General features: G+C 73.7%; 22 protein-coding genes. 6 read left to right on the top strand and 16 right to left on the bottom strand.

Translation table 11 applies throughout. The features are described 5' to 3' along the window. The first annotated feature begins 80 nt into the window (after window positions 1-80). The 4 genes from OHL10_RS16240 to OHL10_RS16225 all read left to right on the top strand — a co-directional run bounded on the left by OHL10_RS16240 (window position 81) and on the right by OHL10_RS16225 (window position 3201). Window positions 81-1565 carry an NAD-dependent succinate-semialdehyde dehydrogenase gene (locus OHL10_RS16240; RefSeq protein WP_265523276.1) on the top strand — a complete coding sequence of 495 codons (1485 nt, stop codon included), beginning with the start codon at window positions 81-83 and terminating at the stop codon, window positions 1563-1565. Window positions 1566-1633: 68 nt separating this feature from the next. Further along, entirely contained in the window at window positions 1634-2362 is a 729-nt protein-coding gene (locus OHL10_RS16235; protein WP_265523389.1) for an AzlC family ABC transporter permease, read from the top strand. Then, window positions 2362-2682: an AzlD domain-containing protein gene (locus OHL10_RS16230; RefSeq protein WP_265523275.1), complete on the top strand. Its 321-nt coding sequence runs from the start codon at window positions 2362-2364 to the stop codon at window positions 2680-2682. The genes OHL10_RS16235 and OHL10_RS16230 overlap by 1 nt, the downstream gene beginning before the upstream one ends. 9 nt (window positions 2683-2691) lie before the next feature. Beyond that, complete coding sequence (locus tag OHL10_RS16225) at window positions 2692-3201, top strand: GNAT family N-acetyltransferase (protein WP_265523274.1); 510 nt, start codon at window positions 2692-2694, stop codon at window positions 3199-3201. A gap of 14 nt (window positions 3202-3215) precedes the next feature. Here OHL10_RS16225 and OHL10_RS16220 read toward each other — a convergent pair whose 3' ends face one another. From OHL10_RS16220 to OHL10_RS16160, 13 genes are all read right to left on the bottom strand, one after another. After that, window positions 3216-3677 carry a tetratricopeptide repeat protein gene (locus OHL10_RS16220; RefSeq protein WP_265523273.1) on the bottom strand — a complete coding sequence of 154 codons (462 nt, stop codon included), beginning with the start codon at window positions 3675-3677 and terminating at the stop codon, window positions 3216-3218. Between the two features lie 37 nt (window positions 3678-3714). Further along, window positions 3715-4467, bottom strand: a complete 753-nt coding sequence (gene dapB / locus OHL10_RS16215) for a 4-hydroxy-tetrahydrodipicolinate reductase (protein WP_265523388.1) — start codon at window positions 4465-4467, stop codon at window positions 3715-3717. A 154-nt stretch (window positions 4468-4621) separates the two neighbouring features. Next, window positions 4622-5947, bottom strand: a complete 1326-nt coding sequence (locus OHL10_RS16210) for a M16 family metallopeptidase (RefSeq protein ID WP_265523272.1) — start codon at window positions 5945-5947, stop codon at window positions 4622-4624. A gap of 1 nt (window position 5948) precedes the next feature. Next, a complete protein-coding gene (locus tag OHL10_RS16205; RefSeq protein ID WP_265523271.1) occupies window positions 5949-8177 on the bottom strand; it encodes a polyribonucleotide nucleotidyltransferase in 2229 nt (742 codons plus the stop codon). A 268-nt stretch (window positions 8178-8445) separates the two neighbouring features. Further along, entirely contained in the window at window positions 8446-8715 is a 270-nt protein-coding gene (rpsO, locus tag OHL10_RS16200; RefSeq protein ID WP_265523270.1) for a 30S ribosomal protein S15, read from the bottom strand. Between the two features lie 142 nt (window positions 8716-8857). Further along, the gene (locus OHL10_RS16195; RefSeq protein ID WP_265523269.1) at window positions 8858-11041 is read right to left on the bottom strand and encodes a DUF6297 family protein; all 2184 of its coding nucleotides are present in this window, start codon (window positions 11039-11041) and stop codon (window positions 8858-8860) included. Then, on the bottom strand, window positions 11038-12051 hold the full coding sequence (locus OHL10_RS16190; protein WP_265523268.1) for a bifunctional riboflavin kinase/FAD synthetase: 1014 nt from the start codon (window positions 12049-12051) through the stop codon (window positions 11038-11040). The genes OHL10_RS16195 and OHL10_RS16190 overlap by 4 nt, the downstream gene beginning before the upstream one ends. 132 nt (window positions 12052-12183) lie before the next feature. After that, on the bottom strand, window positions 12184-13131 hold the full coding sequence (truB, locus tag OHL10_RS16185; protein ID WP_265523267.1) for a tRNA pseudouridine(55) synthase TruB: 948 nt from the start codon (window positions 13129-13131) through the stop codon (window positions 12184-12186). Window positions 13132-13210: 79 nt separating this feature from the next. Then, window positions 13211-13648: a 30S ribosome-binding factor RbfA gene (gene rbfA, locus OHL10_RS16180; protein WP_265523266.1), complete on the bottom strand. Its 438-nt coding sequence runs from the start codon at window positions 13646-13648 to the stop codon at window positions 13211-13213. 192 nt (window positions 13649-13840) lie between these two features. Next, window positions 13841-16717 carry a translation initiation factor IF-2 gene (infB, locus tag OHL10_RS16175; protein WP_265523265.1) on the bottom strand — a complete coding sequence of 959 codons (2877 nt, stop codon included), beginning with the start codon at window positions 16715-16717 and terminating at the stop codon, window positions 13841-13843. A gap of 162 nt (window positions 16718-16879) precedes the next feature. Continuing rightward, window positions 16880-17092: a YlxR family protein gene (locus tag OHL10_RS18740; protein ID WP_425499027.1), complete on the bottom strand. Its 213-nt coding sequence runs from the start codon at window positions 17090-17092 to the stop codon at window positions 16880-16882. Window positions 17093-17239: 147 nt separating this feature from the next. After that, the gene (nusA, locus tag OHL10_RS16165; protein WP_265523263.1) at window positions 17240-18331 is read right to left on the bottom strand and encodes a transcription termination factor NusA; all 1092 of its coding nucleotides are present in this window, start codon (window positions 18329-18331) and stop codon (window positions 17240-17242) included. A gap of 3 nt (window positions 18332-18334) precedes the next feature. Beyond that, window positions 18335-18856 (bottom strand): ribosome maturation factor RimP, encoded by a 522-nt coding sequence (locus OHL10_RS16160; protein WP_265523262.1) that lies wholly within the window; start codon window positions 18854-18856, stop codon window positions 18335-18337. A gap of 110 nt (window positions 18857-18966) precedes the next feature. Between OHL10_RS16160 and OHL10_RS16155 the strand changes: the two genes are divergently transcribed. Beyond that, on the top strand, window positions 18967-20070 hold the full coding sequence (locus tag OHL10_RS16155) for a DUF4439 domain-containing protein (RefSeq protein ID WP_265523261.1): 1104 nt from the start codon (window positions 18967-18969) through the stop codon (window positions 20068-20070). 39 nt (window positions 20071-20109) lie between these two features. Here the strand turns inward: OHL10_RS16155 and OHL10_RS16150 are convergent, their stop codons facing one another. Continuing rightward, window positions 20110-21906, bottom strand: a complete 1797-nt coding sequence (locus tag OHL10_RS16150; protein WP_265523387.1) for a proline--tRNA ligase — start codon at window positions 21904-21906, stop codon at window positions 20110-20112. Between the two features lie 141 nt (window positions 21907-22047). Here OHL10_RS16150 and OHL10_RS16145 point away from each other — a divergent pair, with 141 nt between their 5' ends. After that, entirely contained in the window at window positions 22048-22953 is a 906-nt protein-coding gene (locus OHL10_RS16145) for an Fpg/Nei family DNA glycosylase (RefSeq protein WP_265523260.1), read from the top strand. Window positions 22954-22988: 35 nt separating this feature from the next. Here OHL10_RS16145 and OHL10_RS16140 read toward each other — a convergent pair whose 3' ends face one another. Together OHL10_RS16140 and ispG are read right to left on the bottom strand one after the other, a co-directional pair. Then, window positions 22989-23885: a GNAT family N-acetyltransferase gene (locus OHL10_RS16140; RefSeq protein ID WP_265523259.1), complete on the bottom strand. Its 897-nt coding sequence runs from the start codon at window positions 23883-23885 to the stop codon at window positions 22989-22991. A gap of 23 nt (window positions 23886-23908) precedes the next feature. After that, window positions 23909-25048: a flavodoxin-dependent (E)-4-hydroxy-3-methylbut-2-enyl-diphosphate synthase gene (gene ispG / locus OHL10_RS16135; RefSeq protein ID WP_265523258.1), complete on the bottom strand. Its 1140-nt coding sequence runs from the start codon at window positions 25046-25048 to the stop codon at window positions 23909-23911. Window positions 25049-25054 lie beyond the last annotated feature (6 nt).

Here is a 25054-nt window from a genome sequence, read left to right as displayed (position 1 = left end):
ACTGCTCGCGCGCCTGCTCGACCGCCCGCTGGTCCGCGCCCACGTGCGAGTCGCGGGGGGCGCGCGGGATACTCGAAGGTATGAGCCGACCCGCCTCCGTCTCGCGCCTGTCGCCGGCCCTCGTCGCGCACCTGCCGACCGGGCTGCTGATCGACGGCCACTGGGGGCCGGCGTCGGGCGGAGCGACGTTCGAGGTCGAGAACCCCGCGACCGAGGAGTCGCTGTTCGACGTCGCCGACGCACGCCCCGAGGACGCCTTGCGCGCCCTCGCCGCCGCCCACCGGGCCGCGCCGGTCTGGCGGGCCGTCTCCCCGCGCGAGCGCTCGGAGCTGCTGCGCGCCGTCTACTCGACGCTCGTGGCCCGGACCGACGACCTCGCCGCGCTCATCACCGCCGAGTCGGGCAAGCCGCTCGCCGAGGCGCGCGCCGAGGTCGCCTACGGCGCCGACTTCGTCCGGTGGTACGCCGAGCAGGCGGTCCGCACCGACGGGCTCGTGCGCACGGCCCCTGCCGGCGCGAACCGTCAGCTCGTCAGCCGCCGCCCGGTCGGCCCGGCCCTGCTCATCACCCCGTGGAACTTCCCCCTCGCCATGGCGACCCGCAAGGTCGCCCCGGCCCTCGCCGCCGGCTGCCCCGTGGTCGTCAAGCCCGCGCGGCTGGCCCCCCTGACGACCGCGCTCGTCGCCGAGATCGTCCGCGCCGAGCTCGTCGACCGCGGCCTGCCGGCCGGGGTCGTCAACGTCATCCCGAGCTCGCACGCCGCCGACGTCACCGAGCCGCTGCTCGCCGACCCCCGGCTGCGCAAGCTGTCCTTCACCGGCTCGACCGCCGTGGGCCGCACCCTCCTCCAGGGAGCCGCCGCCCAGGTGCTGCGGACCTCCATGGAGCTGGGCGGCAACGCCCCCTTCGTCGTCTTCGCCGACGCCGACCTCGACGCGGCGGTCGAGGGCGCCCTCGTGGCCAAGCTCCGCAACACCGGGCAGAGCTGCGTCGCGGCGAACCGCTTCCTCGTGCACGAGTCCGTCGCGCGCGACTTCGCGGACCGGCTGGCGCACGCCTTCGCCGACCGGCGCGTGGGCGACGGCGCGCAGGAGGGCGTGCAGGTCGGGCCGCTCATCGGAGCGTCCGCGGTCGACGACGTCGAGGAGCTCGTGAGCGCCGCCGTGGACGACGGCGCGCAGGTCCTCACCGGCGGCGACCGGCCCGACGGGCGGGGTCACTTCTACCCGCCGACCGTGCTGTCCGGCGTCGGGCACGACGCGCGCGTGGTGCGCGAGGAGATCTTCGGTCCGGTCGCTCCCGTCGTCGCGTTCGGCGACGACGACGAGGCGATCGAGCTCGCGAACGCCACCGAGCACGGGCTCGCCGCCTACGCGTACACGCGCGACCTCGGCCGGGCGATGCGGGTGGCGCAGGAGGTCGAGGCCGGGATGATCGGCATCAACCGCGGGCTCGTCTCCGACGCGAGCGCACCGTTCGGCGGGGTGAAGCACTCCGGGCTCGGGCGCGAGGGCGGCGAGGCCGGCCTCGAGGAGTACCTGGAGACCGTGTACGTCGCGCTCTGAGGGCCGCCCGCGGTTGGTAGCCTGGCGCGGTGCCAGAGGAGAGGGCCGGCTCGACGGCACCGCAGGAGATCACGGCCGCCGCCGCGCAGGCCGCGGCCGACGCCCAGGCGCTCGAGGTCCGCGCCGCCGTCCGGCAGGCGGTCTCCGTCTCGGTCGCGACCGGGCTCTACGGCATCTCGTTCGGGGCGCTGTCGGTCGTCGCCGGTCTCGACGTCCTCCAGACGATGGCCCTGAGCCTGCTCATGTTCTCCGGCGGGTCGCAGTTCGCGCTCATCGGTGTCATCGGCGCCGGCGGCACACCGGGCGCCGCCGTGGCCACCGCCGGCCTGCTCGGCGTCCGCAACACGCTCTACGGCGCGCAGCTCGGGCCGGTCCTGGCGCTGGACCGCTGGCGCAAGGTCCTCGCCGCGCACGTGACCATCGACGAGTCGACGGCGGTCGCGACCGCCCAGCGATCGCGGCGCGCCGCACGCGCCGGGTTCTGGTGGACCGGCGTCGGGATCTTCGTCCTGTGGAACCTCATGACGCTCGCCGGCGCGCTCGCCGGCGACGCGCTCGGTGACCCCGCGGCCTGGGGGCTCGACGCCGCGGCCTCCGCCGCGTTCCTCGCGCTGCTCTGGCCCCGCCTCGCCACCCGTGCCATGCAGCTCACCGCCGCCGCGGCAGTCGTCGTCGCCGCCGCCCTCATCCCCGTCGCACCCGGCGGGGTGCCCGTGCTCGCGGCGGCCGCCGTCGCCATCGTCATCGGGGCGCTCACCGGCCGCCGACACGGCCGCACCCCGCAGGAAGAGTCCTGATGTCCCCGACCACCGTGTGGTTCGTCGTCCTCGCAGCGTCCGCCCTCTGCTTCGCCCTCAAGCTCGCCGGCCACCTGGTCCCCGAGCACTGGCTCGCGGACGAGCGCGTCGCCCGCACGGCCGCCATGGTCACGGCCTCGCTGCTCGCCGCGCTCGTCACGGTCCAGACCCTCGGCGCCGGGCAGGCGATCGTCGTCGACGCCCGCCTGCCCGCGCTCGCGGTCGCCGCCGTCGCGCTCGCCCTGCGCGCACCGTTCATCGTGGTCGTCGTGCTCGCAGCCGCCACCGCGGCCGGGCTGCGCGCGCTCGGCTGGGGGTAGGGTCGCCGGATGGCACTGTTCCGCGAGACCGCCGACGTCTCCGTCCGACCGGCCGTCGAGGGCGACGACGTCGCGATCACGGCGATCCAGGTCGAGGCGTGGCGCACCGCGCACACCGACGTCCTGCGCGACGACGTCCTCGACTCCCTCGACACCGACCGCATGCGCGCACAGTGGTCGACCGCGATCACCGCTCCCCCGGGCCCCGGGTTCGCGGTGCTCGTCGCGCTCGCCGGGCCGCAGATCGTCGGTTTCGCAGCGGTCGGTCCCGGCCAGCTTGTCGCGCTCGAGGTGAGCCCGGGCCACCAGCGCAGTGGTCACGGCTCCCGGCTGCTGTCCGCCGCCGTCGACCGGCTGCGCCAGGACGGCGCCGAGCAGCTGACGGCCTGGGTGCTCGACGGCGACGACGCCCGTGCACAGTTCCTCTCCGGGGCGGGGCTGGGCCCCGACGGCACCGAGCGCTCGCTGGCGACCGGCGTCCGCGACGTCGTCGAACGCCGCTGGTACGCCCAGATCTGACCCGCTGCGGGCGGTCAGCCGCGCGCAGCGCGGCCCGCGGCGCGGTGCAGGGCCGACGCCCGACGCAGGGCGCCGCGGGCGCGCTTGCGGTCGCCCGCGGCGTCGTACGCGAAGGCCAGGCGGTACCACGCCGCCCAGTCGTCCGGCTCCGCCTCGACGGCCGCCCGGTAGGGCCCGAACGCCTCGTCGGCGGCCGCACGGTCGATCCGGCCCCCGGGCGAGCGTGGCAGGTCGTCGACCGGCAGCGCCCCCTGTGCGGCGAGGGTGTCCGCCATCCGCTGGACGCTCGCGGCCAGGAGGAACTCGCGGGCGAGCAGCCCGACCGCCAGCAGCGGGAGCGCGAGCACGGCGAGGCCGATGAGCACCGCGACCGGCTCGCCGGTGGAGATCAGCGCCACCGCGCGGCCCGCGACCTGCCAGAGGTAGAGCCCCAGCAGCACGGTCACGAGGAGCGCGCCGACCAGGCCCTTCCTCATGCTCTCTCCCCCGTCCGGCAGCGACCGGTCCGAGCGCTCACCCGAGGTCCATCACGTGCTCGAGTCCGACCGTCAGGCCGGGACGCTGCGAGACCTCACGGATCCCGAGCAGCACACCCGGCATGAACGAGGCCCGGTCGAACGAGTCCTGCCGGATGACGAGCTGCTCGCCGGCGTTCCCGAAGAGGATCTCCTCGTGCGCGACCAGACCCCGCAGACGCACGGCGTGGATCCGCACCCCGTCCACGTCGGCACCGCGCGCGTCAAAGCCGGACTCGGTCGCGTCCGGGACCGGCCCGAGGCCCGCCTGCGCGCGGGCGGCGGCGATCGCCGCGGCGGTGTGCCGGGCCGTGCCCGACGGCGCGTCGACCTTGTCGGGGTGGTGGAGCTCGACGACCTCGGCCGACTCGAAGTAGCGGGCCGCCTTGGCCGCGAACGTCATCGCAAGCACGGCCGACAGGCCGAAGTTCGGGGCGATGAGGACACCGAGGGCGGTCCCCCGGGCGGCGATCGCCTCGAGGTGCTCGACGACGCGACCGCGGCTCTCGTCCGTCCAGCCCGTCGTGCCCACCACGGCGTGGACACCCGCGTCCAGCAGTGCGTGCACGTTGGCCTCGGTCGATGCCGGGACGGTGAAGTCCACCGCGACGTCCGCACCGCCCAGCGTGGCCGCGCCGACCTCGTCGCCGGCGTCGAGCCGTGCGACGAGCTCGAGGTCGTGTGCCGCCTCCACGGCCGCGCACACGGTCGCACCCATCCGTCCGGCGGCACCCAGGACCGCCACCTTCACGCGCCGGGCGGGCTCGCCGCCCGGCTGCGGCGGGAGGTCCGGTGCGGCCGGGTGAGCGGACCCGCCCGGGGTGGTCGTCTGGTTCTCGTCGCGCGCGTTCACGCCCGCCAGCCTATCGGCTGCACCCCGCCGCCCAGGACCCGGGCCGTGCCGCTCAGTCGCCGAACGGGCCGACCCGCACGGTCGAGCGGGGACGCGAGGCGAGCTCGCCAGCCAGCTTCTGCACGTCGTGGGACGTCACCGCACGGATGCGCTCGAGCGACTCCTCGACGCTCAGCAGCTCGCCGTAGACCAGCTCGGACTTGCCCAGCCTGCTCATCCGCGAGCCGGAGTCCTCCAGGCCCAGCACCAGACCACCGGAGAGCTGCCCGACGCTGCGCTCGAGCTCGGCGTCGGTGATGCCCCCGTGCGCGAGCTTCTCCAGCTCGTCGGACAGCAGGGTGGTCACCTGGTCGACCTTGGACGGCGCGCACCCGGCGTACAGGCCGAAGGTCCCGACGCCACCGTGACCGGAGGCGAACGAGTACGTCGAGTAGGCCAGGCCCCGCTTCTCGCGGATCTCCTGGAAGAGCCGCGAGCTCATGCCGCCGCCGAGCACCGCGCTCAGCACCGACAGCGTGAACCGGCGCTCGTCGGTCGCCGACAGCCCTGTGCCGCCGATGATCACGTTGGCCTGCTCGACCGTGCGGCGCACGGTGAGCTCGACCCCTTCGAGACCGACCCCGACCACGTCGGCGACGTCCCGGCGCGCGCGCGGGACACCCGCGGGATCGAGGTCCCACCCGCCGTCGGTCAGCGCGGAGGCCACCTGCGCGCACAGCGCGTCGTGGTCGACCCCGCCCGCCGCGGCGACGACCAGCGTCTCGGGCCGGTAGTGCCAGCGGTAGTGCTCCCAGACGGCGTCGCGCGGGACCGCGGTGATCGTGGCCGGGGTACCGCCGATGGGACGCCCGAGCGCGTGCCCGGCGAGGACCGCGGCCGAGAACTCCTCGTGCACGACGTCCGTCGGGTCGTCGTCGTTCATGGCGAGCTCTTCGAGGATCACGCCCCGCTCGGTCTCGAGCTCGTCCGGGTCGAGCCGCGCCGAGGTGACCATGTCCGTGATGACGTCGACCGCCATCGGCAGGTCGGAGTCGAGCACCCGGGCGTAGTAGCAGGTGTGCTCCTTGCCGGTGGCGGCGTTCGCCTCTCCCCCGACGGCGTCGAACGCCTCGGCGATGTCCATGGCGCTACGGCGCGCCGTGCCCTTGAAGAGCAGGTGCTCGAGGAAGTGGGTGGAGCCGAAGTGGCCGTCGGTCTCGTCGCGCGAGCCGACCCCCACCCAGGCCCCGACGGTCGCCGAGCGCTGGCCCGGCATCGTCTCGGTGAGGACCCGGACCCCGCCGGGCAGGACGGAACGACGGATCGTCGTCCCGTCCTGCCCGGCGGCGAGCTCACCAGCAGGTGTCCCCGCAGGGACCAGCGGAAGCGTCCAGGGCACGTCAGGCGTCCGAGGAGGCCTCGGCCGACGCGTCGGCCGGCGTCTCGGTCTCCTCGACGACGGCGTGCAGCGAGAGCTTCCCGCGCGGGTCGACCTCACCGATCTCGACCTGGACCTTCTGGCCGATGCCCAGGACGTCCTCGACGTTCTCGACGCGCTTGCCACCCACGAGCTTGCGGATCTGGCTGATGTGCAGCAGCCCGTCCTTGCCCGGGGAGAGCGAGATGAACGCGCCGAACGACGTCGTCTTGACGACCGTGCCGACGAAGCGCTCGCCGACCTCGGGGACGTGCGGGTTGGCGATCGCGTTGATCGCGGCGCGCGCGGCCTCGGCCGACGGACCGTCGGTCGCACCGATGTAGACGGTGCCGTCGTCCTCGATGGAGATGTCCGCGCCGGTCTCCTCCTGGATCTGGTTGATCATCTTGCCCTTGGGGCCGATGACCTCGCCGATCTTGTCCACGGGGACCTTGACCGCGATGACGCGCGGCGCGTTGGGGCTCATCTCGTCCGGCACGTCGATGGCCTCGGCGAGGACGTCGAGGATCGTGAGCCGGGCGTCGTGCGCCTGGGTCAGCGCACCGGCGAGCACCGACGCCGGGATGCCGTCGAGCTTCGTGTCGAGCTGGATGGCCGTGACGAACTCACGCGTCCCGGCGACCTTGAAGTCCATGTCGCCGAACGCGTCCTCGGCACCGAGGATGTCCGTGAGGGCGGCGTAGCGCGTCTCACCGTCGACCGTGTCCGAGATGAGGCCCATCGCGATGCCGGCGACCGGCGCCTTGAGGGGCACACCCGCGTTGAGCAGCGAGAGCGTCGAGGCGCAGACCGAACCCATCGACGTGGACCCGTTGGACCCGAGCGCCTCGGAGACCTGGCGGATCGCGTAGGGGAACTCCTCGCGGCTCGGCAGCACCGGCGTGAGCGCACGCTCGGCGAGCGCCCCGTGACCGATCTCGCGGCGCTTGGGGCTGCCCACGCGGCCGGTCTCACCGGTCGAGTACGGCGGGAAGTTGTAGTTGTGCATGTAGCGCTTGCGCGTCTCGGGGCCGAGCGAGTCGATCTGCTGCTCCATGCGGAGCATGTTGAGCGTGGTGACGCCCATGATCTGCGTCTCGCCGCGCTCGAAGATCGCCGAGCCGTGCACGCGGGGCAGGACCTCGACCTCGGCCGAGAGGGTGCGGATGTCCGCGAGCCCACGACCGTCGATGCGCACGCCGTCGCTCAGCACACGCTGGCGGATGAGCTGCTTCTGGACCGCGCGGTAGGCGGCGGAGAGCTCCTTCTCGCGACCGTCAAAGCCGGCCTGGAGCTTGCCGACCATCTCGTTCTTGATCTCGTCGAGACGGTTCTCGCGGTCCTGCTTGTCGGCGACGGTGAGCGCCGTGCGCAGGTCCGCGGAGACCTCGGCCTCGACGGCCGCGTACGCGTCGTCCTCGTAGTCGAGGAAGCGCGGGAACTCCTGGACCGGCTTGGCAGCCTGGGCGGCGAGCGCGGCCTGCGCGTCGCACAGCGCCTTGATGAACGGCTTGGAGGCCTCGAGGCCCTCGGCGACGACCTGCTCGGTCGGTGCCTGCACACCCTCGTTCTTGATGAGGTTCCACGAGTTGTCGGTGGCCTCGGCCTCGACCATCATGATCGCGACGTCGTCCCCGACGACGCGCCCGGCCACGACCATGTCGAAGACCGCGCGCTCCTTGTCGGAGTACTTGGGGAACGCGACCCACTGGCCGTCGATGAGGGCGATGCGCACACCGCCGATGGGGCCGGAGAACGGCAGGCCCGAGAGCTGCGTGGACAGCGACGCCGCGTTGATCGCCAGCGTGTCGTAGGCGTCGTCGGGGTGGATCGCGAGGACCGTGATGACGACCTGGACCTCGTTGCGCAGGCCCTTGACGAACGTCGGGCGCAGCGGACGGTCGATGAGACGGCACGCGAGGATCGCGTCGGTCGAGGGCCGACCCTCGCGACGGAAGAACGAGCCGGGGATGCGGCCCGCGGCGTACATCCGCTCCTCGACGTCCACCGTCAGGGGGAAGAAGTCGAAGTGCTCCTTGGGGTGCTTGCCGGCCGTCGTGGCCGACAGCAGCATGGTCTCGCCGTCGAGGTAGGCCGCGGCGGAGCCGGCGGCCTGGCGGGCGAGGCGCCCGGTCTCGAACCGGACGGTACGGGTGCCGAAGCGCCCGTTGTCGATGACGGCTTCGGTGAACTGGATCTCGGGACCCTCCACGGGTGCCCTCCTGTCTGTCGGAGCGCCGCCGATCGGTGCCTTGTCGAGGCAACCGGTCCGTGCCCGTCCGGCACCTGCCGGGACGGACTGCGGATCGCGCTCGACGCTCGGCGGTCTTCGATCGAGGTCCACGGCGTCCCGCGCCTGCGGGGTCCGTGAGCCACTACCGAGGACCGAACGAGAGGCCGGCGGCGCGGTGGTGTTTCTTACGGGTACATCAGACCAGACCAGCCCGGTCCCCGGGGGGACCGGGCTGGAACCGGGAAAGTCAGCGGCGCAGACCGAGACGCTCGATCAGGCTGCGGTAGCGGGTGATGTCGACCTTCTGCAGGTAGCCGAGGAGACGGCGACGCTGGCCGACCAGGAGGAGCAGGCCACGACGGCTGTGGTGGTCGTGCTTGTGCTCCTTGAGGTGCTCGGTGAGGTCCTTGATGCGCTGCGTGAGCATCGCGATCTGGACCTCGGGCGAACCGGTGTCGCCCTCGCTCGTGGCGTACTCGGTCATGATGCGCTGCTTCGTGGCAGTGTCGAGGGGCACGGCTCTCCTTGTGGTGTCGTTGCGCGGCGCGCCAGGGCTTGTTCACCTGGGCTCTACGGTCCGCGGCCGTTCAGACGGCGGCTCCACCCTACCAGGCCCGGCTCTCAGCCCTCTTTCCGGGCTCCGCACCGCGACGTCCTGGTCATCCCCCGGACCCGACCGCGCGCACGCGCGAGGCCACCACGAGAGCGACCGCGGCGAGCGCGACCTGCACGCCGACGACCGTCCACGTCGGCGTGCCCACGAGGACCGCCGCGGCGAGCGGCAGCGTGCCGAGCAGTGCGAGGTCCGGCCCGTGGGTCACGAGCGACAGGGCCCCCATCGGCACGCCACCCGCCGGGGTCGCCAGCAGCGGACCCGCCCAGTTCGGGGGCCGGCGGTAGGCCGCACGCACCGCGGCCGCGCCCAGGACCGCCGCGGCCGGGACGGCGAGGGCGAACCACAGCGGTTCGGTCCCGGCCCCTGCTGTCGCGAGCGGCACCGTCCCGACCACCAGGGTGACGAGCGCGGCGGCGGCCGGCCAGACCGTCCGCGCGAGGCGGGTCGCGCGGGCTCCGAGCGGGAGCAGGGCGTCGAGGGCGGGCACCAGCTCCGCCGACCGCGCCCCGCCCGCGGCGACCTGGGCCGCCCGCCCCGCGACCGCGAGGACCAGCAGCAGGAGCACAGGACCACCCGTGAAGGCCGGGAGCTGCTGCGCGACGAGCAGCAGCGTGCCGAGCCCGACGACCTGGGCGAGCGCCGCCGGCGAGCGCAGCAGGAGCGCGCCGTCCGCGGCGAGGAGCACCCCGACGGGCCCGCCCACCCACCCGAACGCCGCCGACCGCGACCGTCGGGCCGGTCGGTCGGCGCGGCCCAGCGCGCGACCGAGCTCCCGCACGTCGAGCGAGAGGGCCGCGCCGCCCGTGTGGTCGGCGACGGCGCTGCGGGCGCGCAGCATGCCCGCACCGAGGTCCGTCCGGGCGGACCACCGGACCGCGAGCGCACTCCCTGCCGCCGCGAGCGCCACGACGAGCAGCGGAGAGGTCGGGAGGCTCGCCCGGGCGGCCGCACCCGTCACCACGAGCAGCCCACCCAGCACGGGGACCGTGGCCAGTGCGACGTCGGCTACCCGGATCGTGGCTGCGGCCACGGCGGCGGAGGGCTGGACGAGCCCCGCTCCCGCCACGACCACCAGTCCCGCGGCGGCACCGAGCGCGGCGTCCGCGAGGGTCTGCCCCGGGCCGGCACCGGAGACCTGCGCGACGAGCGCGAGCGCGGCAGCGCCCGCGACCACCCCGAGCGCGACGGCGCGCCACCAGCTCGCGCGCAGCAGCCCTCGACGGTCGACGGGTGTCGATACCCACCACCGCACCCCCGCGCTCGAGACCCCGAGCGGGCCGAGCCGCACCGCGAGCCCGGCGCCGAGGGCGAGCACCGCGAGCGTCGCGAGCAGCTGGACGGTGCCCGGTGCGAGGACGGCCTGCGTCGGAGTGACCGGTGCGACCAGCACGTCGCGTGCCATGCCGGACACGCCGAGGAGGAGACCCGCCGCCAGGACGACGGAGACCACGACGTACCCGACCTCGGTCAGCAGCTGCAGCCCGCCGGCCCCGGACCGCGCCACGGCGGCGGCCCGCGTCAGCGCACGCAGCTCACCCGTCGTGAGCTGCTCGCGCGGGTCGGCGACGAGCCGGGGCAGCGGCCCGCGAGGGTCGCCCGGGTGTGGGTCCTGGGGCTCGGGGTCCAGGGGCGCGGTGCCCTGGTCGTGCGTCGCGAAGAGGACGGCGACGCCCGACCGCGCCTCGTCGACGAGGAGCCGCGCCAGGTCCGTGCGCATCGCGGGGTCGAGGCGCTGCTCGGGCTCATCGAGCACGAGCAGCTCGCGCGGACGCGCGAACCCCGCGGCCAGCAGCAGGCGGCGCCGCTGCCCGGACGACAACGACGTCGGGATCGCGTGCGCGTGGTCGCTGAGCCCGAAGCGGTCCAGCAGCCCGTCGACGACCGCGCCCGCGCGCGGCACGCCGTGCCCTCGCGCGGTGAGCACCAGGTGCTCGCGCACCGTCAGCGCAGGGAAGTACGCGTCGTCGTCGAGCACCCCGGCGACCCGGGCACGGAAGGCGGGCTGCCGCTCGTCGACCTCCCGGCCGAACGCGGTCACCCGGCCACCGAGCGGCTCGAGGAGTCCCAGCAGCGCACGCAGCAGGGTGGACTTCCCGCTCCCGTTCGGGCCGACCACCGCGAGCAGCTCCCCCGCCGCGAGGCTGAGGTCGACCGGCGCGCAGACCTGCACGTCGCCGTACCCGACCCGCAGCGAGACCGCCTGCAGCACCGGAGCGTCGCCGGTCACGACGCGGCCCCGGCCTCCGGACCGGCAGCGAGGATCTGCCGCGCGCGCGCCACGTCGTCGTGCATCTGCACGATCAGCGGCTCCATGCCCTCGAAGCGGACCGTGGGACGCAGGCGCTCGACGAGCTCCACCACGACCTCCTCGTCGTACAGGTCGAGGTCCGTCCGGTCGAGCACGTAGGCCTCGACGCGGCGCTCGGCGCCGTCGAACGTCGGGTTCGTGCCGATCGAGACCGCCGCGGGCAGGCGCACGTCGGGGTGCTGCGGATCCGCGGCGGCGAGCTGGGGGCGCACGAGCCGGCCCGCGTACACACCGTCGGCAGGGATCATGCCCGAGACCGCGCCGAGGTTCGCGGTCGGGAAGCCGAGCTCCCGGCCCCGCGCGTCCCCGTGCACCACGGTGCCCCGGACCCGGTGGTCACGACCCAGGACCTCCGCCGCGGCGCGCACGTCCCCCTCGGCGAGCAGTGCTCGGACGCCCGTGGAGGACCAGCGCGCGTGGTGCGCCGCGTCCCGGCCCGCCGCCTGTGCGGCGTCCTCGCCGATGTCGTCGATCGCCAGCACCTCGAAGCCGTACCGCTCCCCCAGGCTGACCATCGTCTCGAGCGTGCCCGTGTTGTCGCGCCCGAAGCGCACGTCGTGCCCCACCACGACCCACCGCGCCCGCAGCCCACGCACGAGGTAGCGCTCCACGAACTCCTCCGGGGTCTGCCGGGCGAGGTCGAGGGTGTACTCCAGGAGAAGGATCGCGTCCAGGCCCGTCGCGGCGAGCAGCTCCACCCGGTCGGCGATGCCCGTGATGAGCTCGGGCGCGCTGTCGGGGCGGTGGACCGCCGCCGGGTGCGGGTGGAACGTCACGGCCACAGGTCGGGCACCCTGGTCGGCCGCCAGGCGCACGATCCGGCCGAGCACCTCGGCGTGGCCACGGTGCACGCCGTCGAAGTTGCCGATCGTCACGACCGACGGACCGAACGACGGCGGCACCTGATCCAGGTCCGTCCACAGGTGCACACGTACTCCTCGTGACGACAGGGGCCGAAGCCCGGTGACCGGCGCGACCGGCGCGGCGTCGGTGGTCAGGCGCCGCGGGTGCGCGCCGCGGACAAGCCTGCCACGTCCGACGCGATGGCCCGGCATCGCCGCTCAGGCCGGGGCGAGCACCAGGACCGGGCGCGCCTGGTCCTCGCCCGCGCGACGGGCGTTCTCGACGACCGCCACGAGGTCGCCGTCCGGGCCGAGCGCCGCCGTCGGCCCGTCCTGCTCCGAGGGCGCGATCCGCTGCCCGTAGGACAGCGCCCGCGCCTCGTCCTGCGTGAGCTCGCGCACCGGCAGGATCGCGCGCGCGGCGACGGCGAGCGGGATCGTGCGCAGCACCCCGTCCTGCTCGACCTGCTCCGCCAGCTCGTCGAGCGTGCGCGCGGTGTCGATCCCGTGCCCGCCCACGCGGGTGCGTCGCAGCGCCGTGAGGTGGCCCCCGACGCCGAGGCCCGCACCCAGGTCGCGGGCGAGCGCGCGCACGTACGTCCCGGAGGAGCAGACCACGGTGACGTCCACGTCGACGACCGGGGACCCGGCGTCGGACGTGCGGCGCACGTCGAGGACCGTGAAGCGCGCGACCGTCACCGGGCGCGCGGGCAGCTCGACGTCCTCACCGTCCCGGACCCGGGCGTAGGCGCGGCGCCCGTCGACCTTGATCGCGCTCACCGCGCTCGGGACCTGCTGGATCTCACCGGTGAGGCGTCGTACGCCGGCCTCGAGGGCGTCGGTCGACACCTCGCTCGCGTCGGTGCGGGAGAGGACCTCCCCCTCCGCGTCGTCGGTGCTCGTGGTGACCCCGAGGCGGACGGTCGCCGCGTACTCCTTGTCGGCACCCACGACGTAGGTGAGCAGCTTGGTCGCCCGTCCCACGCCGAGCACGAGGACGCCGGTGGCCATGGGGTCGAGCGTGCCGGCGTGGCCGACCTTGCGCGTCCCGGCCAGCCGGCGCATCCGCCCGACGACGTCGTGGCTCGTCCAACCGGCCGGCTTGTCGACCACGACCAGCCCGTCGGGAGCCGCAGGCCGACGCGCTGACGTCGATTCGCTCCTCATCACTCCCCCTCCAGCGCTGTGGGCGGGATGGTGGCGGGAATCCGTCGCCGGATTCCCGCCACCATCCCGCCCACAGGCATCAGTTCTCGTCGGTGTCGTCGCCCGGCTTGCGGTACGGGTCCTCGTCGCCGGCGTACTGCGCGGAGTCGCGGAGCGCGGCGAGCTCGGCGTCACGGCGACGCGCCTCGAGGAGCGCGGCGTCGAGGTGGGCCGCGGTCTCCGGGACGGAGTCGAGGTGGAACTCGAGGGTCGGGGTCAGCCGGATGCCGGTCTGCTTGCCGACCTCGGAGCGGATGATGCCCTTGGCGCTCTCGAGCGCTGCGGCGGTGCCGGCCCGCTCCTCGTCGTCACCGTAGACCGTGTAGAACACCGAGGCGTTCTGCAGGTCACCGGTGACACGCACGTCGGTGACGGTGACGAACCCGAGACGCGGGTCCTTGATCCGGGTGTCGAGCATCTGCGCGACGATCACCTTGATGCGATCGGCGAGCTTGCGAGCCCGGGGGTGGTCGACCATGGCTACTTCCTTTCGATCGATCCCGTCCGACGACCGCACACCGGCCGCGCCCGCCAGGTCGGAGAGCCGACGGCGGAGGACCGGGCCCTCCGAGAACGACGGGTGGCGGCGGGTGGCAGGGATCTGGTGGGAGGACGCGAAGAGAGGTGTGGCCCGGGGTGAGCCGTCGGCTCACCCCGGGCCACAGGGACCTCAGGAGCGGGGCTTCTCCCGCATCTCGAACGTCTCGATGGTGTCGCCCACCTGGACGTTGTTGAACGAACCGAGGCCGATACCGCACTCGAAGCCCTCGCGGACCTCGGTGGCGTCGTCCTTGAACCGCTTGAGCGACTCGATCGTGAGGTTGTCGCCGATGACGACACCGTCGCGCAGGACGCGGGCCTTGGTGTTGCGGCGGATCTCGCCGGAGCGAACGATCGAACCGGCGATGTTGCCGAACTTCGAGGAGCGGAACACCTCGCGCACCTCGGCCGTACCGAGCTGCGCCTCCTCGTACTCGGGCTTGAGCATGCCCTTGAGCGCGGCCTCCACGTCGTCGATCGCCGAGTAGATGACCGAGTAGTAGCGGATGTCCACGCCCTCGCGGTCGGCCAGCTCGGCCACCCGCTCGGCCGGCTTGACGTTGAAGCCGAGGATGATCGCGTTGTCGACCGTCGCAAGGTTGACGTCGTTCTGCGTGATCGCACCGACACCTCGGTGGATGATCCGCAGCTCGACCTCTTCGCCCACGTCGATCTTGAGCAGCGCGTCCTCGAGCGCCTCGACGGCACCGGAGACGTCACCCTTGAGGACGAGGTTGAGCGTCTCGACCTTGCCCTGCTGCAGAGCCTGCGTGAAGTCCTCGAGGCTGATGCGCTTGCGGCGCTTGGCCAGCGTCGCAGCGCGCTCGGCGGCTTCCCGCTTCTCGGCGATCTGCCGCGCGGTCCGGTCGTCGGGCGCCACGATGAACGTGTCGCCGGCGCGCGGCACCGAGGTCAGACCGAGGACCAGGACCGGACGGGCAGGCTCGGCGGCCTCGACCGTCTCGCCGTGCTCGTCGAACATCGCACGGACGCGGCCGTAGGCCGTCCCGGCGACGATCGAGTCGCCGACCCGCAGCGTGCCCGACTGGACGAGGACGGTCGCGACCGCGCCGCGCCCCTTGTCGAGGTTCGCCTCGATGGCGACACCACGCGCGTCCTTGTTCGGGTTGGCGCGCAGGTCGAGGGCTGCGTCCGCGGTGAGGAGCACCGCCTCGAGCAGCTCGTCGATGCCCATCTTCTTGATCGCGGAGACGTCGACGAACATCGTGTCGCCGCCGTACTCCTCGGCCACGAGGTTGTACTCGGTGAGCTGCTGGCGGATCTTCGCCGGGTTCGAGCCCTCCTTGTCGACCTTGTTGACCGCGACCACGATCGGCACACCGGCCGCCTGGGCGTGGTTGAGCGCCTCGATCGTCTGGGGCATCACGCCGTCGTCCGCCGCGACCACGAGGATCGCGATGTCCGTGACCTTCGCACCACGTGCACGCATGGCGGTGAACGCCTCGTGGCCCGGGGTGTCGATGAAGGTCAGCGCACGGTTGACGTTCTCGTGCTCGTGGTGCACCTGGTAGGCGCCGATGTGCTGCGTGATGCCGCCGGCCTCGCCGGAGACGACGTCGGTCGAGCGGATCGCGTCGAGCAGTCGCGTCTTTCCGTGGTCGACGTGACCCATGACGGTGACGACCGGGGGCCGCGCCACGAGCTCCTCATCGCCCTCGGCGGCCGACTCGGCGTCGAGGTCGATGTCGAAGCCGCCGAGCAGCTCGCGGTCCTCGTCCTCGGCCGAGACCATCTCGATGCGGTAGCCGAGCTCCTCACCGAGCGTGCCGAACGTGTCCTCGTCGAGGGACTGCGTCGCGGTCGCCATCTCACCGAGGTGGAACAGCACCGTGACCAGGCTCGCCGGGTTCGCGTCGATCTTGTCCGCGAAGTCGCTCAGCGACGCACCGCGCCGCAGGCGCACGACGGTCGCACCGTCCCCGCGGGGAACCTGCACGCCACCCAGCGAGGGGGCCTGCATCTGCTCGAACTCCTGACGCTTCGCGCGCTTGGACTTGCGTCCGCGCACGGGGCGCCCTCCGGCACGCCCGAAGGCACCCTGCGTCGACCCACGACCAGCGCCACCGCGGCCACCGCCGCCGGGACGACCGGCGAAACCGCCGCCACCACCGGGGGCTCCGCCACCGCCGGGACGACCGCCGAAGCCACCGCCACCACCGGGACGACCGCCACCACCCGGGCGACCGCCCGGTGCGGGACGCTCACCCGGGCGACCGACCGACGTCTTGCCCGGCATCATGCCGGGGTTGGGACGGGGGCCGCCACCGGGACGGGGCGCGGGACGGGGACCACCCGGACGGGGGCCGCCCGGACGCTCGCCGGCGGGTGCGTTGCTCCCCGCGGCGTCGGCACGCTCGGGCCGGGATCCCGGACGGGGCATGCCCTGGCTCGGGGCGAAGGGGTTGTTGCCCGGACGCGGTGCACCGCCGGAGCGGGGCATGCCCTGGCTGGGCGCGAAGGGGTTGTTGCCCGGACGCGGAGCGCCGGGACGTCCCGAACCGCCGCTCGGGCGACCGGAGCCGCCCGTCGGGCGCGCTGCAGGGCGCGGACCCGGGGCCGGGGCGTTACCTGCACCGGCGGGCTTCGGCGAGTCGACCGGCTTGGTCGCCTCGGCCGCAGCCGGTGCCTGAGGTGCGGGTGCCTGGGGTGCCGGGGCCTGCGGAGCGGGGGCGGCGGGAGCCACGGCCTGCTCGCTCGGCGCAGCCGGCGCGGGAGCCGCCTCCGGTGCTGCGGGTGCTGCCTCGGGCGCGGCGGCCTTCGGGGCAGGCTTGGGCGCACCGGGCTTGACCGGTGCGGACTTCTTGGGCGCTGCGGACGCGCTCGCTCCCCCTGCGGGGAAGGCGTCGCGCAGCTTGCGAACCACGGGGGGTTCGATGGTCGAGGATGCCGAGCGGACGAACTCACCGAGTTCCGTCAGCTTGGTCATGATGGTCTTGCTCTCGACCCCGAGCTCCTTGGCAAGCTCGTAGACGCGGACCTTAGCCACAACTCTCCTGTCTCGGCCCGCCCCGGACAGGGAGGACCGTCGTTAGTGCTGGGTGCTCATCGCTGGGTACTCATCGGGTGCCCATCGGCTTCTAACCCGCTTCCTTGTCGATGTCTCGTGCAAGGCGTCCAGGTCATCGGGACCAGGACGCAGACGGTCGTGCTAGCGGTCGGTACTCGTCTCGGCGAGGTAGGCACGCACTCCGGCGAGGTCGAGCGGCCCTGTCACACGCAGGGCTCGCGGGATCGCTCGCCGTCGTTCTGCCGTCTCGAGGCACCGTCGCTCCGGGTGGAGCCAGGCGCCACGCCCCGGCGAGGACCGCTCGGTGTCGACCACGAGTCGATGCTCGTCGGTCGCCGTTCCGGCACGGTCCACCACCAGCCGGAGGAGGACAGACCTCAGGTCGCGCTCCCGGCATCCGACGCACGTCCGTACCGGCGCTCTCGCGCCCGACGGGTCGTTCGACGGGGTCCGGGCACGCGGCCCAGTCGTGGATAGTCTAGCGCGCCCGCCCACCGTCCGTTACCGGATACCGTCCGCGCGGGTGCTCTCGGCACCCTCTCCTGCCTCCGCGGGGGCATCGGCGTCGCCCTCGTGCGCGTCCCCGCCCTCGTCAGACCGGATGTCGATGCGCCACCCGGTGAGCTTCGCGGCGAGCCGAGCGTTCTGCCCTTCCTTGCCGATCGCGAGCGACAGCTGGAAGTCGGGCACGACGACACGGGCGGCGCGCGCCTCCGCGTCGACGATCGTGACAGACGTCACACGCGCCGGCGAGAGGGCGTTGGCCACGAGCTCGGCCGGTTCGTCGCTGTGGTCGACGATGTCGATCTTCTCACCGTGCAGCTCGGCCATGACCGCACGCACCCGCGCGCCCATCGGGCCGATGCAGGCGCCCTTGGCGTTCAGCCCGGAGACACGGGACCGCACGGCCACCTTGGACCGGTGCCCGGCCTCGCGCGCGATCGCGGTGATCTCGACGGACCCGTCGGCGACCTCCGGGACCTCCAGCTCGAAGAGCTTGCGGACCAGGTTGGGGTGCGTCCGGCTGAGGGTGATCTGCGCACCCTTGAACCCGCGCGCGACCTCCAGCACGTAGGCACGAAGTCGTTCGCCATGGACGTACTCCTCCGTCGGCACCTGCTCGTGCGGCGGCAGGACGGCCTCGGTACCGCCCACGTCGACGAGGACCAGACGCGGGTCGCGACCCTGCTGGATCACCCCGGCGAGCACCTCGCCCTCCTTGCCGCGGAACGTCCCGAGGATCTGGTCGTCCTCGGCGTCACGCAGACGCTGCACGATCACCTGACGCGCGGTCGCGGTCGCGATCCGGCCGAAGTCGGCCGGCGTGTGGTCGAACTCCGGGCCGTGCGCGGCCGGCGGCCGGTAGCCGCCCTCGTCCTCGTCATCCTCGGCCGGTTCGCGCGGCAGCTCCTCGCGGGCCCAGACCGTCACGTGCCCGCTCTTGCGGTCCAGCTCGACGCGCGCCCGGGCGTAGGCGTCGGGAGTGCGGTGGTACGCCGAGAGAAGGGCCTGCTCGATCGCGGCCACCAGCACGTCGAGACTGATGTCCCTCTCACGCTCGAGCAGCCGCAGCGCGCTCATGTCGATGTCCATCGATCAGACCTCCTCGTCGTCGGAGCCGTCGGCCCCGGAGTTCTCGTCCCCGAGGTCTGCCTCGTGGACGCGCTTGAGCTCGACCTGGACCTCGCCGCGCACGACGTCGGCGACGGGCACCGCAGGTGCGCCGTCGAGCACGAGCGCGTCGTCCACCACGTCCAGGAGCCGCCCGGTCAGCTCGGACCCGTCCGAGCGCACGAGCCGCACCAGACGGCCCCGCGCCCGCTTGAAGTGCCGCGTCTCGGTGAGCGGGCGGGACGTCCCGGGGGTGGTGACCTCGAGCGTGTACTGCCCGGGGACGACGTCGAGCGCGTCGAGCGCGGTGGAGATCTCCCGCGACACCTCGGCGACCGCGTCGAGGTCGAGCGACCCGGTCGCGTCCTCCGGGAGGTCGAGGACGACGCGCACGACGGACCACGCGCCCGCCTTCGTGACCGTCACGTCCTCGAGGTGGAGGTCCGCGTCCCGGACCAAGGGCTCCAGGTGGTCCCGGATCGCGTCTGCGCCGGCATGCCTCGCCATGTGTCTTCTCCCGTCGGCTACCACGCCGGGCACGGATGTCGACCGGTGTGTTGTTGTTCAGGAACCAGCGTAACGACTCAGGCCCGGCGAACGTGACATCATCACCCACGATGACTCCCGACGCCGCCACCCACCGCACCGCCCGGGACCGGGCACGCAGCGCACCAGAGCACGGTTCAGCACGCTCCGCGCAGGCGCGCCCGAGCATCGGGGACGTCCTCGTCCGCGCCCTGCGCGTGGCGACCGTCACGCTCGCCGCCGCCGCCCTCGCCGCCGGATGCGGCCTACGGGTGGAGACCGCACCGCCGTCGGAGCCGGTCCCCGACGCCGAGGAGGTCATCCGCAACGCCGCGGTCACGGACGCGCTGGCGATCGAGGCGGCCGCGCTCTCCGCGACGACGTCCGCCGGGCAGGACGGCGGCGAGGACACGGGCGAGGCCGAGGAGGGGGACGCCGACGACCTCGCGGCCGCCCTGGGGCAGGTGGCCGCCTTCGCCGCGCTGCACGCGGAGCAGCTCGGTGGTCCGTACGACTCCGGCCTCCCCGAGCCCGGGCAGAGCGGCTCGCCCACCCCCGACCCGTCACCCTCGGCCCCACCGGCGGCCGACGGCCCGGACGTCGCGCTCCTGCTCGCCGAGGCGTCCCTGCGGCTGCGTGCGTCGGCGGACGCGACCACCGACGGGCCGCTCGCCCGGCTGCTGCTGTCGGTCTCCGCCTCCCAGCACGTCTCGGCGCAGCACCTGGCCACCCTCGTCGACGTCGACCTCCCGACGTCCGAGGCAGAACCTGTCCCGCCCGACGCCGCGCCCGGTGGGCTGAGCGCTGCGGAGCTGAGCACCGTCGTGGTCGCGGAGGACGCCGCCGCCTACGCCTACGAGGTCCGTGCCGCCTCGAGCGAGGGGTCCGTGCGCGAGCGGGCGGTCGACCTGGCCGCGACCCATCGCCAGCGGGCGGAAGGCTGGGCGCAGGCTGCCGGGATCACGGGCACCGGGCAGGACCCGCGCCGCGTTGCCTACACGGTTCCCGACGACCCGACGCGCGAGCTCGCGACCACCCTCGAGGGGTCGCTCGCCCAGACCTACGCCTCTCTCGCGGCGAGCGCGACGGCCGGGACCCGCACGCAGGTCGCCGAGCTGTTCGTCGACACCGTGACGACCCAGGTCGGCTGGGGCGGCGAGCGGCTCGCCTTCCCCGGCCTCCCCGAGCAGCAGTAGCGGGCCCGCTCGACCCGCCCGGACGGCTCGACCGCTGGGTCAGCGACCCAGGAGCCGAGCGACCTCCTCGACGACGTGGTCGACGACGTCGGCCACGGGCACCTGGGTGGCGTCGCCCACGCGGGGACGGACCTCGACCACGCCGTCCGCGAGCCCCCGGCCGACGACGAGCACGAGGGGCACGCCGAGGAGCTCCGCGTCCTTGAACTTCACGCCGGGCGCGACCTTGGGCCGGTCGTCGTAGAGGACCTCCGCACCGCGCTCCGCGAGCTCGGCGCTGATGCGCTCGGCCTCGGCGAAGACCGCCTGGTCCTTGCCCGTCGCGACGACGTGCACGTGCGCCGGCGCGACGTGCGCGGGCCAGGCCAGGCCCGCCTCGTCGTGGTTGGCCTCGGCGAGCGCCGCGAGCACACGCGTCACACCGATGCCGTACGAGCCCATCGTGACGACGACCTGCTTGCCGTTCTGGTCGAGCACGGTGAGGCCGAGGGCCTGGGCGTACTTGCGCCCGAGCTGGAAGATGTGGCCGATCTCGATGCCGCGCGCGAGCTCGAGCGGGCCGGAGCCGTCGGGGGCGGGGTCCCCCGCCCGTACCTCGGCGGCCTCGATCGTGCCGTCGGCGGCAAAGTCTCGGCCGGCCACGAGGTCGAACACGTGGCGGCCGTCCTCGTTCGCACCGGTGATCCAGCGGGTGCCCGCCACGACGCGTGGGTCGAGCAGGTAGCGGACGGCCCGGGGGCCGGGGGTCTCCGCGTCCTCGACGGCCGCGGCCGTCGAGGTGTTGGGGCCGAGCGCGCCGGGACCGATGTACCCCTTGACGAGCTCGGGGTGCGCCGCGAAGTCGGCGTCGGTGGCGGGCTCGACCTCGGCGGGCTCGACGGCCGCGCCGAGACGCTTGAGGTCGACCTCGCGGTCGCCGGGCAGCCCGATCGCGACGAGCTCACGACGACCGTCCGGGTGCGTGAGCGCGACGACGACGTTCTTCAGCGTGTCGGCGGCCGTCCAGGGCCGGTCGGGCCGCGCGTGGTGGGCGTTGGCGAAGGCGACGAGCGTGTCGATCGTGGGCGTCCCGGGCGTGTCCTCGACGTGGGCCGCCGGGGCGTCGTCGGCCGGCACGGCGTCCGGTACCGGGGTGCGCACGGCCTCCACGTTCGCGGAGTACCCGCCCGCGGAGCGCACGAACGTGTCCTCGCCGATCGCCGTCGGCATGAGGAACTCCTCGCTGCGCGACCCGCCCATGGCGCCCGACGTGGCGGCCACGATGACGTACTCGAGGCCCAGACGGTCGAAGATCCGCTGGTAGGCCGCCCGCTGCGCGGCGTACGAGGCGTCGAGCCCCTCGTCGGTCACGTCGAAGGAGTAGGCGTCCTTCATGATGAACTCGCGGCCACGGATCAGGCCCGCCCGCGGACGGGCCTCGTCGCGGTACTTCGTCTGGATCTGGTAGAGCGCCACCGGCAGGTCCTTGTACGAGGAGTACAGGTCCTTGACGAGCAGGGTGAACATCTCCTCGTGCGTCGGCGCGAGGAGGTAGTCGCCGTCCTTGCGGTCCGTGAGCCGGAAGAGGTTCGGGCCGTACTCGGTCCAGCGACCGGTCGCCTCGTAGGGCTCCCTCGGCAGCAGGGCCGGGAAGTGCACCTCCTGCGCACCCGCGGCAGCCATCTCCTCGCGCACGACCGCCTCGATCTTGCCGAGCACCCGCAGGCCGAGCGGGAGCCAGGAGTAGATGCCCGGCGCGGCGCGGCGGATGTACCCGGCGCGCACGAGGAGCCGGTGGCTGGCGACCTCGGCGTCGGCCGGGTCCTCGCGCAGGGTGCGGACGAAGAGGGTGGACATGCGGAGCACGGCGGGGTGGAGACGGGCGGACGCGACGACCCCGTGCGAGGTGGATGGCGAGGCGGATGACATGCGCCAACCCTACCGGCGCGCGCCGGCGTCCCCGCGCGCGGATCGGGCCGGGTGCGGCAGCATGGAACCATGCCCGAGCTGCCCGAGGTCGAGGCCCTCGTCCGCTTCCTCGGCGAGCGGACCACCGGTCGCGTGGTCGTCGCCGCGGACGTCGCCGCCATCGCCGCGCTCAAGACGTTCGACCCGCCCGTCTCGGCGCTGGTCGGCCGGACCGTGACCGGGTCCGCGCGGCACGGCAAGTGGCTCGACCTCACCCTCGTCCCGGACGGTGTGCCCGACGACGTGGTGCACCTGGTCTTCCACCTCGCCCGCGGCGGGTGGGTGCGCTGGTCCGACAAGGCGTCCACGGCCATCGTGCGGCCGCGGATGGGCGGGAGCGGCGGTGGTCGTGGGCCGGCCCTCGCCCTGCGGTTGCGCTTCGACGACGGGTCCGGGTTCGACCTCACCGAGGCCGGGACGCGCAAGAGCCTGGCGGTGCACGTCGTGCGGGACCCGCACGAGGTCCGGGCGATCGCGACGCTGGGGCCCGAACCGCTGGGCGAGGACTTCACGGTCGACGTGCTGGCAGGCCTCATGGCGGCGCGCAACCAGCAGGTCAAGGGCCTGCTGCGGGACCAGTCGGTGATCGCGGGCATCGGCAACGCCTACTCGGACGAGATCCTGCACGCCGCGCGCACGAGCCCGTTCAAGCTCACCCGCTCCTTCACGCCCGACGAGGTCGCGCGCGTGCACACCGCGATCGGCGAGGTCCTCCGCGAGGCGCTCGCCACGTCGTCGGGCAGGCCCGCCGCCGAGCTCAAGGACGCCAAGCGCCGCGGCATGCGCGTGCACGGGCGCACCGGCCAGACCTGCGAGGTGTGCGGGGACGTGGTGCGCGAGGTCTCGTTCGCCGACCGCTCGCTGCAGTACTGCGCCACGTGCCAGACGGACGGGCAGGTCCTCGCCGACCGGCGGATGTCGCGCCTGCTGCGCTGAGCTGCCCCTGCAGCCGTACCTGTCCCTGTACCGGCTCAGAACAGGACGGTCGCGAAGGTCCCCACCTGCTCGAACCCGACGCGGCGGTACGCCGCGAGCGCCGGGGCGTTGTAGGCGTTGACGTAGAGGGAGACGACGGGCGCGACCTGGGCGCGGGTCTGGGCGACCACCGCCGCCATCCCCGCCTCGGCGTGCCGCCGGCCGCGGAAGCGCGGCTCGACCCACACCCCCTGCACCTGGGCGACCTCGGGGGTCACCGCACCGAGCTCGGCCTTGAACACGACCTCGGGACTGCCCAGCACGGGCTCGACCCGCACGAACGAACGTCCCGTGGTGATGAGCGAGCGCACGCGCTCGGAGTAGGCGGCGCCACCGCCCTCGACCGGTGAGTAGCCCACCTCCTCGACGAACATCCGCACGCACGCCGGCAGGACGATGTCGAGCTCGGCCAGCACGGAGCGCCGGACCTGGGGGTCGGGGGTGACGTCCGGGTCCCGGGAGATGGCGAGGGACGGCTGGTCGGCGCGGACCTCACGGGCCGGGGACCAGTGCTCGGCGAGCCTGCGCCACATCGAGAGGGTGACCTCCTGCTCGCCCACGATGGACGAGCAGCGGCGACCGAACCGCATGGCCAGCGTCGCGAAGGCGCGCACGGCCTCCGCCCGCTCGGTCCCGGTCAGCGGCACGACCGGGACGAGGTTGGCGCCCGCCCAGCAGACGGCGCGCAGCGGACCCTGCTCGGGGAACCCCCAGAGCTGCCCACCGCTGCGCCGCAGGCCCGTGCGGGCGGCCGTGCTGAGCCGCGACGCGGCGAGCACGGACGCGACGGGGTCGATCCGGCACACCGCGAGCGCCTCGGGGACGTCGGCGTCGGAGAGCACCCGTGCGGCCCCGCGCTGCGTCCAGGGCGGTGCGGTGCGCCAACGTCCCACGGCAGGCCTCCGAGCGCTGGGGTTCAGCCGACGCTCACGACCGGCGGGCCGGCCTGGGCGTCGTTCTCCGGTGTCATCGTCTCGGCGATCCGCATCGCCTCTTCGATGAGGGTCTCGACGATGAGCGCCTCCGGGACGGTCTTGACGACCTCGCCCTTGACGAAGATCTGGCCCTTGCCGTTGCCCGACGCGACCCCGAGGTCGGCCTCGCGGGCCTCGCCGGGGCCGTTGACGACGCAGCCCATGACGGCGACGCGCAACGGGACCTCCATGCCCTCGAGCCCGGCGGTGACCTTCTCGGCGAGCGTGTACACGTCGACCTGGGCGCGGCCGCACGAGGGGCACGAGACGATCTCGAGCTTGCGGGGCCGCAGGTTCAGGCTCTGGAGGATCTGGATCCCGACCTTGACCTCCTCGACCGGCGGCGCCGACAGGGAGACGCGGATGGTGTCGCCGATGCCCTTGCTGAGCAGCGCGCCGAAAGCGGTCGCGGACTTGATGGTCCCCTGGAACGCCGGACCGGCCTCCGTCACGCCCAGGTGCAGGGGCCAGTCGCCGCGCTCGGACAGCAGCTCGTACGCGCGGACCATCACGACCGGGTCGTTGTGCTTGACCGAGATCTTGAAGTCGTGGAAGCCGTGCTCCTCGAACAGCGACGCCTCCCAGACCGCCGACTCGACGAGCGCCTCGGGCGTCGCCTTGCCGTACTTGGCGAGCAGCCGCGGGTCGAGCGACCCGGCGTTGACGCCGATGCGGATCGACGTCCCCGCGTCCGCCGCGGCCCTCGCGATCTCCTTGACCTGGTCGTCGAACTTGCGGATGTTGCCCGGGTTGACGCGCACCGCGGCGCACCCGGCGTCGATCGCGGCGAAGACGTACTTGGGCTGGAAGTGGATGTCCGCGATGACGGGGATCTGGGACTTCGTCGCGATCGCGGGCAGCGCGAGCGCGTCGTCGGCGCTCGGCACCGCGACGCGCACGATGTCGCAGCCCGAGGCCGTCAGCTCCGCGATCTGCTGCAGGGTCGCGTTGATGTCGGTCGTGGGCGTCGTCGTCATGGACTGGACGCTGACCGGTGCATCACCGCCGACCTCGACCTTGCCGACCTTGATCTTGCGGGTCTTGCGGCGCGGGGCCAGGACCGGCGGCGGGGCTTCGGGCATGCCAAG

The sequence above is a fragment of the Oerskovia flava genome, assembly GCF_026163685.1.
Lineage (GTDB): Bacteria > Actinomycetota > Actinomycetes > Actinomycetales > Cellulomonadaceae > Oerskovia_A > Oerskovia_A flava.
The sequence above is the reverse complement of the archived record's forward strand: the minus strand, read 5'-3'. Positions and strand labels throughout refer to the sequence as shown.

Coding starts and splice junctions, on each gene's coding strand:
- ispG (WP_265523258.1), bottom strand. CDS start 25,048: ATGCCCGAAGCCCCGCCGCCGGTCCTGGCCCCGCGCCGCAAGACCCGC.
- OHL10_RS16160 (WP_265523262.1), bottom strand. CDS start 18,856: ATGGCGAGGCATGCCGGCGCAGACGCGATCCGGGACCACCTGGAGCCC.
- OHL10_RS16225 (WP_265523274.1), top strand. CDS start 2,692: ATGGCACTGTTCCGCGAGACCGCCGACGTCTCCGTCCGACCGGCCGTC.
- truB (WP_265523267.1), bottom strand. CDS start 13,131: ATGAGGAGCGAATCGACGTCAGCGCGTCGGCCTGCGGCTCCCGACGGG.
- OHL10_RS16220 (WP_265523273.1), bottom strand. CDS start 3,677: ATGAGGAAGGGCCTGGTCGGCGCGCTCCTCGTGACCGTGCTGCTGGGG.
- nusA (WP_265523263.1), bottom strand. CDS start 18,331: ATGGACATCGACATGAGCGCGCTGCGGCTGCTCGAGCGTGAGAGGGAC.
- OHL10_RS16150 (WP_265523387.1), bottom strand. CDS start 21,906: ATGTCCACCCTCTTCGTCCGCACCCTGCGCGAGGACCCGGCCGACGCC.
- OHL10_RS16230 (WP_265523275.1), top strand. CDS start 2,362: ATGTCCCCGACCACCGTGTGGTTCGTCGTCCTCGCAGCGTCCGCCCTC.
- rbfA (WP_265523266.1), bottom strand. CDS start 13,648: ATGGTCGACCACCCCCGGGCTCGCAAGCTCGCCGATCGCATCAAGGTG.
- OHL10_RS16240 (WP_265523276.1), top strand. CDS start 81: ATGAGCCGACCCGCCTCCGTCTCGCGCCTGTCGCCGGCCCTCGTCGCG.
- OHL10_RS16145 (WP_265523260.1), top strand. CDS start 22,048: ATGCCCGAGCTGCCCGAGGTCGAGGCCCTCGTCCGCTTCCTCGGCGAG.
- OHL10_RS16155 (WP_265523261.1), top strand. CDS start 18,967: ATGACTCCCGACGCCGCCACCCACCGCACCGCCCGGGACCGGGCACGC.